The sequence below is a fragment of the Streptomyces sp. MP131-18 genome, assembly GCF_001984575.1.
Taxonomy (GTDB): domain Bacteria; phylum Actinomycetota; class Actinomycetes; order Streptomycetales; family Streptomycetaceae; genus Streptomyces; species Streptomyces johnsoniae.
In genome coordinates, this window is sequence record NZ_LZNS01000001.1 from 164731 (window position 1) to 177244 (window position 12514).

Here is a 12514-nt window from a genome sequence, read left to right on the forward strand (position 1 = left end):
CGGTGTGCGGGTGGGGCCCGGCCGGTCGGTGCCGGGCCCCTGGGGGTGCGTGGGGGTCACGCGGCGGAGGCGAGTTCCTCGTGATCGGTGAAGCGGAGGTCTGCGCCAGGGCTCTGCCAGCACGTTCCCCAGGGGTGTTCGACGGGGATCAGTCCGGCGTCGGCGGGCTGGATGCAGTGGCGGTCGATGCCGTAGCGGCCCTTGCGGTGCTTCTCGGCGGCGGAGTCGGAGTTGAATGTTTCGTGACATACGGGGCAATGTGCGCGGCGCAGACCGGTCCGGTCTTGCCGCATTCGCCGTGGCTGATCATGGTTCGCCTTTCAGGGGTAGGGATGGCGCTGCCGGGGTCGGACTTGGGGGCGATGGGGCCGATGGGTGCCGAACGGGCCTCAGGCCGTCTGAGCGCGACTATGTCGGCGGGAAATGGCATCTCTGCTCGATGGGTCGGTGCGGTCGGGTGGGTGGTGGCCCGGCGCTCGGCCGGGCCACCGGGGTTACGGCTTGGGGGTGTCGTCGGTACCTGTGGCGCCCTGCTCGTCGAGGTGGGCTAGCCGCGCGGTGAGCGCAGCGGCGAATTCGGGGCCGATTCGGGTGGCGAGCGCGACGAGTTCGGAGATGAGCGCTGCCGCGCCGTCGCCGTTGAGGAGGAAAAGCACGCTGGCGCGGTCGCTGCTCTTGTTGATGCGGCCGGAGAGCTGCATGGCCAACACGGGTCCTTGGCGGCCGACTTCGACCTGCGCCACGTGGGACTCGTTGAGGAGTACGGCGTGGTCGGTGTCGATGATGACGCCGTGGCGGTCGTGGGGTCCGCCAGGGCCGACGATGCTGCCGCCCAGTCCGCGCGGGTCGGTGACGGCCGGCGCCGGGTCGTCCCAGACGATGCGGGTGTGGCCGCCGTGTCCGTGGATGGCCATGACGTCGTCGGTGGAGTCGTAGATGGCGGTGGAGCGGGTGTCGGTGAGCCAGCGCAGCGCGACGCGGCCGTCGCTGAACTCCAGGCCCTCGACAATGCGGCCGGTGCCAGCGACACCGGTTACGTCCTGGCGGCGGAGGAGGTGGAAGCGTCGGGGCAGGGCCACGATCAGGGCTCCTTCGGGGTGTTGGTGGCGTCGAGTTCGGCGCGGATTCGGTCGGTGGCTTGGGTGTGGGCGGTGCGGGCGACGGGCGACAGGTACGGCGCCTCACTGTCGAGTGCGTCCAGTTCGGCGCGGACGGCGCGCAGTTGGGCCTCGGCCCGGTCGGCGCGGGCGCGCTGGTCCTCGACGGCCGCCGCGGCGGCCTCGGCGATCGCGGTGAGCTCGGGTCCGATCGCGGCGAGCACGGCGTCTGTGGCGCGGGCGGCGTCGAAGTCGTCGAGCGCGGTCTCGATCCGGTCGCGCAGCCCGGCGGCCGGGGTGGGGGCGATCGCGCAGGGGCCTCCCGCGCAGGCGCCCGTGTCGCCGCACTCGCGGCACTCGATCGCCTGTGCGCCCTCCTGCGGCCTCGAACGCGCGTCCGGCGTCTCCGTGCCTGCGTGGGTGGCTGTGGTGGCGTCCTGCGGGCCGTGGAGCGGCACGGCGGGGGCGAGGATCGCGCGGGCCACGGCGAGCGCGTCATGGGCGTCCTGGTCGAGTGCGCCGTCCTGGAACTCGTCGCCGAGGTGCCGCTGCACCTCGGCCGTGCGCCCTGCGGCCCGGTGCAGCCACGCGGCGATCGCGCGTCCGACGCCGGGGTGCATGGTCGCGATGTACGGCAGGTCGGCGCGCTCGGCGGGGTCGTCGGTACCGCTGCGGTCGGCAACGATCATGTCGTCGGCGCAGCGGATCACGTGCTCGTCGGTCACGGTCCACGGCTCGGGGGACGCGCGGTGCGCGGAGGTGGCCGCCGTCTCCAGCCGCTCGGCGGCGGCGGTGAGGGTTTCGGCGGGCGTGGGCTCGGTCATCGGTCGGTCTCCTCGGTGGCGGTCGGCGCCCCGGCAGCCACGGCGTTGATGGCGGGGTACAGGTCGGCGAACGAGAAACAGGCGTCGATCACCTGGGTCAGCACATCGCCGTCCTTGGGGTGCGGATCGCCCTCCGGGTGGCGGCGCCCCTGGACGTAGCCCATGACGGCGGCGTCCCGGATGAGGGCCCGCTCGCGGTCGGTGAGCCGGGCGAGGACGTTGTTGATGGCGTCGGCGCGTTGCTGGGCGCGCTGTTCCAGGTAGCGGACGAGGTAGTCCGGCAGGACGTCAGGCACGGCGGTTCTCCTCGGTGGCGGGGGCGGGCAGGGCGGCGGTGCGGCGCGCGGCGCGCTTGGCTGCTCGGCGTGCTCGGCGGTTCGCGCGGGGCGGCTCGACGCCGTCGGGCAGCAGCTCCTCGCCGCCGAGTACGAGCTGGGTCTCCCACGCGGCGCCGGGGGTACCGGGGCGCTCACCACGCGGGGCGCTGGACGGGCCGGCCATCACGCCTCACCCCCGGCGTGGGCGGCGCGGTGCCGGGCGCGGATCGTGGCCCACACGGCGTCGCGCTCCTCGTCGGTGGTCGCGGCGTGCATCGCGAGCGCATCCGCGACGGTCCAGCCGTTGACCGTCACCGACGGCGCGGCGGCGAGCGCCAGGCGCAGCGCGGTGCCGAGGTCGAAGCGGTGATGGTCGAGCCACTCGTCGGTGCGCTCGGATGGGACCGACTCGTAGGACCAGGTGCCGTCGGCGCCGAGACACTGGCCGTGGCGGACGACGGCCCACCGGTCCCGGCCGCGGTACTCCACGGCGAGCGCGAAGGAGTGGCCGTTGATGTCGTCCTCGGGCAGGCAGTTGACCTCGTAGCGGGTCGGCTGGATACGGGCGGGGGCGCTCACCGGGCACCCCCGGCGGCGGTCAGGCGCTCCAGTTCGGCAGCGATCGCGGCGCGCTCGACGTCCGAGTCGTGCATCGGCCGGTTCCAGTGGCACCGGCCGCACCAGAAAGCGGACGGCTCCGGCTGCTCGACGAACGAGGTGCACAGCGGGCGCGGGTTGTTGGGCACGTTCCGGGCGGCGGCCTCGGCAGCGCGGGCCGCGCGCTCGGCCCGGGCGGGGGTGGTGCTCATCTGGTCCTCCAGGTCGGTGGTGTGGTGTGCTGTCGGGGCGCCCGGGCCGGTTGCTGCGGCCCGGGCGTCCTGCGTGGTGGTCACGGGGTGGCGGTCTGGTTCAACTCGGCGTGCTGCTCGGGGGTGATCAGGCCGGAGGTGAGCCAGTCGTCGGTGATGTCGCCCTGCCCGGGCAGGGGGGCGACGCAGGAAGAGCACAGGCGCCCGGCGGGCGCGGTGTCGGTGGCGCCGGCGGGGTCCTTTCGGCCCCAGCGGCAGCGCCGTTCGCCCGCCGCCTCCGCTTCGGCCTCCAGCGCCCGCAGCCGGGCGGCGACCTCCGGGTAGAAGAACTCGACCTCGTCCAGCTCTCCTGGCTTGGCGTAGGCCCCGCACAGGCACTCGCCCGACATGTGCAGGTGCTCGGTGACGGGATTGAGGGGCAGCGCATCCGGCGTGCACAGCCGGTGCTCGGCGTGGTCGTGCTGTTCCTGGCAGCGGTGGCGGGCGCGGTACTCGCGCATGTGGGCGTCGGTCCAGTGCACCAGCGGCGAGACCCACACGATGGACCCGGCTGGGTCGATCGCCTCGGCGTTGCGGAACCGGCGGTCCGTCTCGTCCCAGCGCATCCCGCCGAGGTAGATGATCCGGCGGCGCTCGGCGCGGGGCAGTCGCCGCTGGTCGCCGAGCACGGAGTTGCGGAACGCCATGAGCGGCTGGTCCTTGAGGTGGCGGTACATCACCTTGTGCCCGGCCGGGCCCGGGAAGCCCTTCCAGACGGGCCGCACGCCGGCGTTGGGGCCGGTGGAGGCGATGACCCGGCCCATGACCAGGTCCTCGTAGCGGTTGCGCGGCTGGAGGACGTGGAGGGTGTCGCCCCAGGCGTCGGCGACCTCGCGGACGTGCTGGGTGGTGTCCGGGATACCGGTGCCGGTGTTGACGTGGAGCACCGCGTCGTACCGGCCGCGCAGGAGGTGGCCGACGACGACGGAGTCGTTGCCGCCGGAGAACAGCCAGAACACCCCGGCGGCCTCCCGGAAGCGGGCGAGGGCCTCGTCGAGGATTTCGTAGCTGCGCCCGATGGCCTCGTCCAGGGTGCGGGCCTCGTGCTCGCTCTCCCCGGCCTTGGGCGGCTTCTTGGCGAGCACATCGGGCATGCCGGGGAACATGTCCCCGGGCGCCCGGCGGGGGCTTCGAGCGGTCATGGGGTCGGGTCTCCTGTCGGTAGCTGGGGCTGGAGGGGGATCGCGGTCTGTCCGGTCACGCGGCCGTGGGCGCCGTCCGACACGGCCACCGCCGCGACCGCCGCGGGCTGCGGGGCGGTGTTGCGGCGGCAGATGGGGCCGATGCCGGCGGCGCGGGACGCTGGGGCGCGAAGGGGGTGCCTGCACACACGGCACACGGCGGCGGCGGTCATCGGCCGGCCTTTCGGCGGGTGTCGGCGATGAGGGTCGCGGCGTCGGGGTGGGCGTCGACTGCGGCGCGGAGTGCGTGCCACCAGGTGTCGGCGTAGTGCTGCTGTTCGCGTAGGTCGCGGAGTTGCTGTTGGACGCGTTCGAGGCGGGCGCCGAGTTTGTCGCAGGTGCATTCGGCGTCGGGGTCTTGGACGCGGGCCATGCAGCCGGGCATGAGGCAGAGGGCGCCGTCGGGGTCGGTCCACCAGTGGCATCCGGTGGGGATGGTGTCGGGGGTGGTGGGTGTGGGGTTGTCGCGGTCGCCGAGCGCGGCCTGCACGGCGGTCATGGGGTCTCGCCGTTGATCGGCAGACGGCCCTGCACGCCGGTGCGCGCAGCCTGCTTCGCGGCGCAGCGTCGGCACGGCTCCTCGAAGTGGATCGGGCCGGAGCCGAGCGCCCATGCCTTCTGCGACTTCACGAAGTCGGCGAGGGTGCCGGCGGCTGCCATGTCGTCGATGGCCTCGTCGGTGGGCCATGGCTCGTCGAGTGGGTCGTGGCAGCCGCAGGGGCAGCCGGGTTCGCCTCCGATGCCGAGGGCGGTGGTGTGTGCCCAGCACGCGTGGTGCCGGTGGCGTTGGCAGGGCGTGCAGATCGTGGTGTGGGTGCCGAACGGCACGATGGTCTTCCTGCGGGTCATGAGGCGGCCTTCCCTTCGGTGTCGGTGCGGCTGGGGTGGCTGGTGGGGAGCACGCGTCCGCGGCGTCCGGTGCAGCGCCAGCCGGGGCGGGCTGCGCACCACGGGCAGGCGCGGTCCAGACCCGGCGGACGCGGGCGCCGCGGGGCGGCTGGGGCGGTCACGAGGCGGCCTCCCAGCGCTGCCGGGCAGCCTGCGCGCGCTCGCGGTGCGGCCCGGCGGTCCGCGGCCGTCCGGACGGGAGGCGGCAGCCCTTCCCGATCGGGGTCTGGCAGCGGGGGCACACGACCGACATCGCCCCGGGCGCGCGCCGTTCGGCCGGTATCGACCGGCCGACCCCGGAGACGAGCGCGGCGACCGGGCGCGGCTGCTCAAGCCCGCTGGCGGCGCGGACACGCTGCCCGCGCAGGGCGGCGAGGTAGGCAGGCACGTCGTCCGGGTCGGCGTCCGGCACCTCGGCGGACAGGCCGGGGCCCACGAAGTCCGAGGCGGCGGCAGCGCGGCGTTCGCGGACCGCGTTGCGGATGTCGGAAATCTTCACCCACTGCTGGGTGCGGATCAGGTCGGCGGCGGCGGCCATGCAGTCCCGGTACGGCAGGTCACCCAGGGCGGCGTGCCACACGTCGGGAGTGCGGTCGTCAAGCCGGTTGAGGACGTTTGCTGCGGAGAGAAGTTCCAGGAGATCGGCGGTCTGGTCGAGGTTCATGAGGTCTGCTCCTGTGCGCGGGCGCGGAAGCGGGCGATCACGGATGCGTTGTGGCTCGGCGGTGGGGGTGCAGCGCCGACAGCGGCCGGGAGCGGGGAGCGCCCAGCCGCCGGGGCGTCCGGGAGGGCTCTCCAAGCCGGCAGGAAGTAGCGGGCCGACCGGGGAGCGGTGCGCGCGCCCTGTGCCGACGCGACTGCTGAGGCGACGAGAGCGTCGATGCCACACCGCTTGATCAGCGCTTCGACGACGAACCAGTCGGTGGTCCCGAGGTCCCATCCGACGCCCCGGATGCCTGCCGCGCCGATGGCGTCGACGAGCGGTCGGGAGTTCGCAGGGATTCGGGGGCGGTCCCCGATACGGGCATCCGGCGCGCCGTCGGGGCTAGCTTTCTTCTCCTCCGTAGGAGGAGAAGGGGAGGGGACGGGACGGGCTGGGTTGGGGGCAGCGTCACCGTGACGGCGCGTAGACGCGTCTACATCCCCGTCTACCTCAGATTGCTCCGGGGGCGTGATCTGCGTCTTCTTCTTGTTATCCCGCCATCGCTGCTGTCGTTCTGACTTGGCTTTGCGAGCCAAGTCGACGTCAACTCGACTCGGATTGCGTTCCAGATACTGATGAATGCAGTACGAGTTGGCATCGAGTTCGGGGCACGACTCGCAGTCGTGGTCCTTCTGGTGCCACAGTCCCGCGTCCACCAACGCCTTGATCATTCGCGGGGTGCCGTACAGCCTGGCGATCTGCTTGGGCACCACGCCGTCGGTCGCCTGCTGGGCAGCCCACGACCCGCAGCGGACGTACAGGCCGATCGCGGGAGTCCCGGCTGCGAACACCTTGGGGTGGCAGTGGAACCCGTCGTCGATCTTGAACCACGGCATGTGGTGCTCCTACTGCTGCGTCTGGGGGGTGGATTGGGTGTCGCGGTCGCGGGCGAGGCGCCAGCGGTCGTGGCGGGTGAGGCCGCCGCGGACGCCCCACCGGCGGTCCGGGCCGCACCCGGCCTCCTCGGCCATGGCGGCGGCGAGGCAGGCGCGGCGGACGGGGCACCGGCCGCAGATCGCGACCGCCTGCGCGGTGTCGGCCGCGAACCACAGCTCCGTGTCGACCTGGCCGCAGGCGGCGCGGTCGGCCCAGTGGCCGGCCATCACGCCGCCTCCCGCTGCTGGCGCTTGCGTGCGCGGGAGATGGCTTTCTGGACGCCGTCGCGGGTGACGCCGAGGCGCTCCGCGGCCTGGGTGCGGGTGTAGCCCTGGCGTTCGAGCCATTCGGCGTCCTCGGCGACCGCCAGGTAGCGGGGCGTTGCGCCTGCGGGCTCGCTCTCGGGCGCGTCAGGGTCGTCGATGCCGCCCCAGTCCTCCCACCACGTCGGGTCGGGCCATCCGCCGCGTGCCGCGCGATTCACGGCGCGCACGTTGCTGCCAGGGGCGGTTGCGAGCTGGTCGTAGGCGGTGGTGATCCGGTCGGCGACGGAGCGGGATACCTCAGCCGTGCGGGCGTTGACGAGGGCGTGGATGACCGTGTGGTCCACGCCTGCGGTGTCGCCGATGATCTTGCATGTGTGGCCGGCGGCTTGGAGGGCGCGGACGCGGCGGATGCTGCCGGTTGCGTCGGTGGTCCGCCGTCCTGCGAGGACGGTGGTGAGCTCCAACGCGAGGATCTTGTCGGCGGTGGCGCGGCGGACCCGGGGTGTGGTGCCGTTGAGGATGTTGGAGATGGTGGACGTGGAGCAGTTCAGGGCGGTCCGGATCTGGGTCCAGCCGGCTCCGTCGGCCATGAGTGCGCGGAGGTGTTCGGCGGCCGGTGCGGCGGGGACGGTGAGGGTGTCACCGGTGCCGTTGCGCAGGCGGCGCCACTTGTCGTAGCGGCGGGCCGCGGCGGCACATCGGTCGCATCCGCAGCCGGAGATGCCTTGCTGGGGGCGCCCCTTGGCACGGGCGGTGGTGCCGTGCGGGGCGAGCGGGGACCTGAAGCCCTTGTTCCTGGGCGCGCGTTGGGCGGTGGTGGTCATGCTGCCTCACCGTCCCGGGCGGCGACGCCGATCCATTGGCGGCAGGCGGACGCCTTGGTGGTGGCCCTCTTGGAGGGGGCGTAGCCGTGGGCGCGGATGATGCCGCAGCGGGCGGCGATGGAGAGTTGGGGGCCCCACTGGTGGTGGTCGGCGGGCTCGTCGACGAGGCCCTCGCGGACGAGGTCGGCGGCCTGGAACGGGGTGCCGCGCGCGGCCATGATGGCTATGGCGGCTTGGCAGGCGGCGGCCCATGAGGGGGCGGTGCGCTGCTGGGCGCGGGCCATGCCGCGCTGCTTCGCGCGTTCCCCAGCGGCCGGGTTCACCGCGCCCTGCACGACGGCGGGGAGCTGGAGCTGCTGGCCGGTCACGACGCCGCTCCGTTCTGCTCGCGGAGGGCGAGGCGGGTGATGCCGGTGACGGTGATCAGAAGCGAAGCCACATCGTCGACGTGCCGGTCGCCGTCGTTGACCGAGGCGTTGAACAGGGCAAGGGGGGTGTCCTTGTCGCCGTTCGCGTAGGCGATGAGGAAGCGGCTGGCCCACGTGCTGGACTGACTGTCCCGCCCGGCGTTCGGGAGGGTCTGCATGGCCCACATGTCGCCGCGCGAGAGGTCGGGGGCGTGCTCCCCGTAAAGGCTCCTGAGCGAGTTGGTCCCGGCGGCGGCGAGAGCGCAGCACACGCCGTACATGCGGTCGGGGGTGCTGGACTCGCCGATCTGCTGGAGTAGATCGGCGGCCCGCGCGGTGTCGTCGGCGACGGCGGCGGCCAGCATGTCGAAGACGAGATGCGCGTTGTGCTTGATGTCGTCCATCTGGTGCTCCTCGGTATGGTCGGGGTGGCCGCCCCCGCTGCTGCGGGCGGCGGGGGCGGCCCGGGGGTCAGGCGGTGGCGAGTGCGCGCTGGGCAGCCGTCTCGCGGCGGCGGGCGCGGTACGCGTCGCGGCACGGCCCGCAGGCGGGGATGCGGTGGGTGCGGTGGGCGTAGTAGCCGGACGGGGTGCCGCACTGCCCGGTCCAGTCCGGCTCGGGCGCCGGGTCGTCGATGGTGTCGTCGTCCCAGGCGCCCATCGGGGCCCACCGGCGGTCGACGGCCATGCGGCGGGCGCGGGTGATGCCGCCCGGGCTGGCGCCGTGCTCGGCCGGGTCGGCGAGGCACAGCCGGTCGTAGAGGTCGCGGACCGCGCGGGCGGTTCCGGCAGTCACCCGGAGCGCCCGCAGGAGGGGCCCGAAGTTGGCGCCGGTCATGCCGAGCTGCGCGGCGAGGTGTGCCTGCGGCCATCCGGCGGCGACGAGCGCCTGGAGACGGCGGACCGTGCCGACCGCCACAACCGGCGTGCCGGGGGCGATCGTGTCCCGCGTGGGCTCGACCGCGAGGACCGCGGCGGCGAGCGCGGGCCGCACCTGCGCCTGAGGCGGGGTACCGCGCTCCGGGCGCCCGCGGAGGAGCGCCTGGAGCCGTTTCCGGTCGATGCCCGCCGCTGAGGCGATGGTGCGCAGGCCGACGCCGCAGGACTGGAGCACCTGGATGTGCTCGCGCACCGGGGCGGCGTCCGTCCAGGGCTGCCAGGTGCCGGCGGTGATGGCCATGGTGCGGCGCCGGTCGTATTCGGCGCGGGCCCAGGCGCAGGTGTAGCAGCGGCAGCCGTCGAGGCGGTATCGGGCGTATCCGTGGGGGCGGTCGCTCACCGCGCGCCTCCGCCGGTCATGCCGCCGAGGTCGTCGCCGTCGCCCTGGACGGTCGGGGTGGGCGTCGGGGCGTGGGCCGCCGTGTCGCACCCGGCCAGCAGCAGCGCGGCGGTGAGCAGCGCGAGCGCCGCGGCGAGGGGGCGGCGCGGGATGCCGCAGGTGCACGTCTCCATGTCGCCGCCGCACACGCCGCAGCCGCGGAGCACCGCCCTCACGACGACGCCCCGGCGGTCAGCATCGTGACGGCGGTACCGGTCGGGTACTCGTCGTCGTCCCAGTCGAAGTACCAGTCGTAGTCACCGATGTCGTCCGGCGTGGGGAGGCGGAACGTCGCCCACCGGTGGTGGACGGTGAGGGTGTGCAGGTCCGCGCCAGCCTCACGCGCGTGGGCCACGGCGGCGGCCAGAGCGCGCCGGTCGTGCCCGAGCGCCAGCACCTCGCCGGCGCCCGGGGCCAGGGTCGGGGTGTCGTAGTAGTGGCCGCCCCCAAGCGAGCGGGCGATCGTGTCGGCCGGGTCGAGGCTAGTGATCGTGTCCATGTGTGTCTCCAGGTGTGTTGGGGGTGCCGCCGCCCGGCCTGTGGTCATCCGGGCGGCGGCACCGTGAAGCGGGTCAGAAGGGGGGTTCGTCGGAGTAGCCACCGCCGCGGTGGCGGTGCGGGAGGGGCAGGATGAGCCAGCGGCGGCCGGGGTTCCAGCACTCGCACAGCACGGTCTCCGTGCCGCTGTACTCACCCAGCTCGTCGGCGTAGTCGGACTCCCAGCCGCCCTCGCCCGCGCAGTGCGGGCACCGCGGGTCCGCCACCTCCGCCAGTTCGATCCCCGGGCGGGGCCAGTGGGCGCGCTGGAGTCGCAGCCGCGGCCACCACCGCCGGCGCGGCGGCCGGTCCGTCACCGCGGCCTCAGCCAGCACCGCAGCCAGCTCCAGCCGGGCCAGCTCGGGCCCGTACTCGCGGGCGAACTCCTCCTCCGTCACCGCGCACCCCCGGTCTGCTTCAGCGCGGTGCCGCGGGCCTTGATGAACTCGCCCAGCGAGGTGGGCGTCTCGCCGTCCAGGTAGGGGGAGGCCAGCAGGCCCCGCGCTTCGACCTCGCCGTACAGGGCCAGCAGCCCCTCGTAGGTCGCGTCCGGCGCCTGCGCCCGATCCAGGTACTCGGCCGGGTCCGCCGCCGGGGCGCCGTCCTCCAGCCAGTCGAGCAGCTGCTTCGCGACGTGGCCGCCGTCGGGCTCCTTGACGATCTGCTTATGGAGGGCGGGGCAGCGGGACTTCAAGAACGTCAGCGTGTTGTCGACGTCCATCGAGCCGACCACGTCGAACTCATACTCCACGCCCTTGCGCTGCTCGGCGCGCATGCCCATCTGCTTGGGCTCCTTCTTGCCCCGCTCGTTCTCCTGGAGCACCCACTCGGTGTGGGACCGCATCGTGGCGACGACGTGCCCGGGGTAGGTGAGGAGGGCGTCGATCATCTGGTTCTGCATCGGGGTGCCCTCCTTCCAGCCCGCGAAGGAGTTGTTGCCGTACCGCCCCTTGGCCCGGTCGACCTGCTCCAGCGTCCCGTCGGTGCCTTTCCAGAAATGGCTAAGGCTGTCGATGAGGACGGCGTCGTATCCGGCCTTCGCTGCGGCGGCCAGAGCCTTCACCAGGTCCCGCGGGTCGTAGCGGTACATCTGCAACGTGTCGAACTGGACGCCGTTGATGCCGACGTACTTGCTGGCGGAGCCGCGCTCGGTGTCGATGACGGCCAGACGGCCGCCAGCTGCGAGGCCGTTGGCCATCGCCAGGCCGGTCCAGGTCTTCCCGGACCCGGAGACGCCCATCAGCGCCACGCGGGCCTTGGCCTGTTCCTTCGTCGCCGGGCGGAACACGAACTCGCCGTCGCCGAACTCGTCCGGCTCGGGCGCCGGTCGGGCGGCGCGCTTCGGTGCGGGCAGCGTCATGACAGGTACTCCCGTGCGTCACGGTCAGCCGCCCACGGCGGCAGGGACAGGTAGCGGGTGGTCTCGCTGTAGCCCGGCCACTCGCCGGTGCGGGTGCACTCGGCGTAGACCTCGCGAGCCCGGCGGTTGCGGGCCGCCCCGAGCTGGAGCGCGTCCAGCGGCAGCTGGACCGTGTTCACCAGGTAGGGCGCGTCCTTTTCCTGAAAGATGAACTCGAACTTGGCCTCGACACGTAGGACTTCGAGGGCTCCCGCCTGGTACCAGTCGGCCTGCTGGTGGTAGGCCCACCGGTAGACGGCCTGCTGGATCGCTTCGTCCGAGGCGTCCGAGCACGTCTTGTAGTCGGCGATAGTCAGCCCGTCGGGGCCGAGCGGCGGCAGCCAGTCCACCCGGGAGCGGCACCACACTCCGGTGGCCTCGTCGCGCCAGATGAATGTCTGCTCCGCCTCGCCGACCGCCAGCAGTTCGGCGGCCCGCGGGTGGCGCCGGACGGCTGCGGCCATGGCGTGGGCCCGGTCGTATTCGGCTGGCAGTAGCGGCACCGCGCCGGCGGCGCGGATCTCCGCCCGCTCGGCCTGGGCGGGCTTGGACCGCCAGCTGTCGTAGTCGACGCACACGATGTTCGGTCCGTCGCCGAGCACGATGGCGTGCGCCGCGGTGCCGAACTCCATGGCGTCGGTCTGAGGCGGAGGGCCAGCGTCGCGGTCGTGGGCGAACTTTGCCGGGGCCTTGAGCAGGGTGCGGGCGCCGGTGGAGGACAGGGAGCCGCCGGGTACCGGGTCGGCGTGGTACTGCTCGGCGGGGATGTCGTAGATGCCTGGCACGATGTCGGGGTTGTTCACTTCGGCCCCCAGGTGTGGTTGAGGGCGGCGACCATGGCGGCGAGCGCGATGGCGACGGCGGCGAACATCAGCAGCACGATCACTGCGCACCGCCTCGGTGGACGCGGGCCCGCAACGTGCCGGAGCAGCGTCGGCAGCGCCGCACGGCCCGCTTCATCCACGACGGGTGCACAGTCACCATGTCGGCGGGGTGCTGCTGCTCGGCCTCGGCGTCGCATCCGGGGCAT

Annotated in this window: 24 protein-coding genes; all 24 read right to left on the minus strand. The window is 73.4% G+C overall.

The features are described 5' to 3' along the window. Positions 1 to 56 precede the first annotated feature (56 nt). Positions 57 to 293 (minus strand): hypothetical protein, encoded by a 237-nt coding sequence (locus STBA_RS38220; RefSeq protein WP_077057402.1) that lies wholly within the window; start codon positions 291 to 293, stop codon positions 57 to 59. A gap of 201 nt (positions 294 to 494) precedes the next feature. Next, on the minus strand, positions 495 to 1079 hold the full coding sequence (locus tag STBA_RS38225; protein ID WP_077057403.1) for a hypothetical protein: 585 nt from the start codon (positions 1077 to 1079) through the stop codon (positions 495 to 497). A gap of 2 nt (positions 1080 to 1081) precedes the next feature. Then, positions 1082 to 1921 (minus strand): hypothetical protein, encoded by an 840-nt coding sequence (locus STBA_RS00880; protein WP_077057404.1) that lies wholly within the window; start codon positions 1919 to 1921, stop codon positions 1082 to 1084. After that, positions 1918 to 2217 (minus strand): hypothetical protein, encoded by a 300-nt coding sequence (locus tag STBA_RS00885; RefSeq protein ID WP_077057405.1) that lies wholly within the window; start codon positions 2215 to 2217, stop codon positions 1918 to 1920. Before STBA_RS00885 ends, STBA_RS00880 begins: the two co-directional genes overlap by 4 nt. Then, the gene (locus STBA_RS00890) at positions 2210 to 2422 is read right to left on the minus strand and encodes a hypothetical protein (RefSeq protein WP_077057406.1); all 213 of its coding nucleotides are present in this window, start codon (positions 2420 to 2422) and stop codon (positions 2210 to 2212) included. Before STBA_RS00890 ends, STBA_RS00885 begins: the two co-directional genes overlap by 8 nt. Next, positions 2422 to 2817, minus strand: coding sequence for a hypothetical protein (locus STBA_RS00895; RefSeq protein WP_077057407.1), 396 nt, complete (start codon positions 2815 to 2817; stop codon positions 2422 to 2424). The genes STBA_RS00890 and STBA_RS00895 overlap by 1 nt, the downstream gene beginning before the upstream one ends. Further along, positions 2814 to 3131 (minus strand): hypothetical protein, encoded by a 318-nt coding sequence (locus tag STBA_RS00900; protein ID WP_077057408.1) that lies wholly within the window; start codon positions 3129 to 3131, stop codon positions 2814 to 2816. Before STBA_RS00900 ends, STBA_RS00895 begins: the two co-directional genes overlap by 4 nt. Continuing rightward, positions 3128 to 4228, minus strand: coding sequence for a phosphoadenosine phosphosulfate reductase family protein (locus tag STBA_RS00905; protein ID WP_143659389.1), 1101 nt, complete (start codon positions 4226 to 4228; stop codon positions 3128 to 3130). Before STBA_RS00905 ends, STBA_RS00900 begins: the two co-directional genes overlap by 4 nt. Further along, a complete protein-coding gene (locus STBA_RS39385) occupies positions 4225 to 4440 on the minus strand; it encodes a DUF6011 domain-containing protein (RefSeq protein WP_366510714.1) in 216 nt (71 codons plus the stop codon). Before STBA_RS39385 ends, STBA_RS00905 begins: the two co-directional genes overlap by 4 nt. Continuing rightward, positions 4437 to 4766, minus strand: coding sequence for a hypothetical protein (locus STBA_RS00910; RefSeq protein WP_077057410.1), 330 nt, complete (start codon positions 4764 to 4766; stop codon positions 4437 to 4439). Before STBA_RS00910 ends, STBA_RS39385 begins: the two co-directional genes overlap by 4 nt. Next, complete coding sequence (locus tag STBA_RS00915) at positions 4763 to 5116, minus strand: hypothetical protein (protein WP_077057411.1); 354 nt, start codon at positions 5114 to 5116, stop codon at positions 4763 to 4765. Before STBA_RS00915 ends, STBA_RS00910 begins: the two co-directional genes overlap by 4 nt. A gap of 157 nt (positions 5117 to 5273) precedes the next feature. Then, positions 5274 to 5819, minus strand: a complete 546-nt coding sequence (locus STBA_RS00920) for a hypothetical protein (RefSeq protein ID WP_077057412.1) — start codon at positions 5817 to 5819, stop codon at positions 5274 to 5276. Next, positions 5816 to 6694 (minus strand): hypothetical protein, encoded by an 879-nt coding sequence (locus STBA_RS00925; protein ID WP_077057413.1) that lies wholly within the window; start codon positions 6692 to 6694, stop codon positions 5816 to 5818. Before STBA_RS00925 ends, STBA_RS00920 begins: the two co-directional genes overlap by 4 nt. Before the next feature lie 9 nt (positions 6695 to 6703). Then, positions 6704 to 6961 (minus strand): WhiB family transcriptional regulator, encoded by a 258-nt coding sequence (locus STBA_RS00930; protein WP_077057414.1) that lies wholly within the window; start codon positions 6959 to 6961, stop codon positions 6704 to 6706. Then, positions 6961 to 7824, minus strand: a complete 864-nt coding sequence (locus STBA_RS36175) for a hypothetical protein (RefSeq protein WP_077057415.1) — start codon at positions 7822 to 7824, stop codon at positions 6961 to 6963. The genes STBA_RS00930 and STBA_RS36175 overlap by 1 nt, the downstream gene beginning before the upstream one ends. Then, positions 7821 to 8192 (minus strand): hypothetical protein, encoded by a 372-nt coding sequence (locus tag STBA_RS00940; protein WP_077057416.1) that lies wholly within the window; start codon positions 8190 to 8192, stop codon positions 7821 to 7823. Before STBA_RS00940 ends, STBA_RS36175 begins: the two co-directional genes overlap by 4 nt. Further along, complete coding sequence (locus STBA_RS00945) at positions 8189 to 8635, minus strand: hypothetical protein (protein ID WP_077057417.1); 447 nt, start codon at positions 8633 to 8635, stop codon at positions 8189 to 8191. The genes STBA_RS00940 and STBA_RS00945 overlap by 4 nt, the downstream gene beginning before the upstream one ends. A gap of 67 nt (positions 8636 to 8702) precedes the next feature. Beyond that, complete coding sequence (locus tag STBA_RS39195) at positions 8703 to 9509, minus strand: hypothetical protein (RefSeq protein ID WP_077057418.1); 807 nt, start codon at positions 9507 to 9509, stop codon at positions 8703 to 8705. Next, complete coding sequence (locus tag STBA_RS00955; protein WP_143659390.1) at positions 9506 to 9724, minus strand: hypothetical protein; 219 nt, start codon at positions 9722 to 9724, stop codon at positions 9506 to 9508. Before STBA_RS00955 ends, STBA_RS39195 begins: the two co-directional genes overlap by 4 nt. After that, on the minus strand, positions 9721 to 10047 hold the full coding sequence (locus STBA_RS00960) for a hypothetical protein (RefSeq protein ID WP_077057420.1): 327 nt from the start codon (positions 10045 to 10047) through the stop codon (positions 9721 to 9723). Before STBA_RS00960 ends, STBA_RS00955 begins: the two co-directional genes overlap by 4 nt. Positions 10048 to 10120: 73 nt before the next feature. Beyond that, positions 10121 to 10483 (minus strand): hypothetical protein, encoded by a 363-nt coding sequence (locus tag STBA_RS00965; RefSeq protein ID WP_253194476.1) that lies wholly within the window; start codon positions 10481 to 10483, stop codon positions 10121 to 10123. Next, on the minus strand, positions 10480 to 11445 hold the full coding sequence (locus STBA_RS00970; protein WP_077057421.1) for an ATP-binding protein: 966 nt from the start codon (positions 11443 to 11445) through the stop codon (positions 10480 to 10482). Before STBA_RS00970 ends, STBA_RS00965 begins: the two co-directional genes overlap by 4 nt. Continuing rightward, positions 11442 to 12287, minus strand: a complete 846-nt coding sequence (locus tag STBA_RS00975; protein ID WP_253194477.1) for a PD-(D/E)XK nuclease-like domain-containing protein — start codon at positions 12285 to 12287, stop codon at positions 11442 to 11444. Before STBA_RS00975 ends, STBA_RS00970 begins: the two co-directional genes overlap by 4 nt. Then, a complete protein-coding gene (locus STBA_RS37525; RefSeq protein WP_171987601.1) occupies positions 12284 to 12448 on the minus strand; it encodes a hypothetical protein in 165 nt (54 codons plus the stop codon). The genes STBA_RS00975 and STBA_RS37525 overlap by 4 nt, the downstream gene beginning before the upstream one ends. Positions 12449 to 12514: the final 66 nt, after the last annotated feature.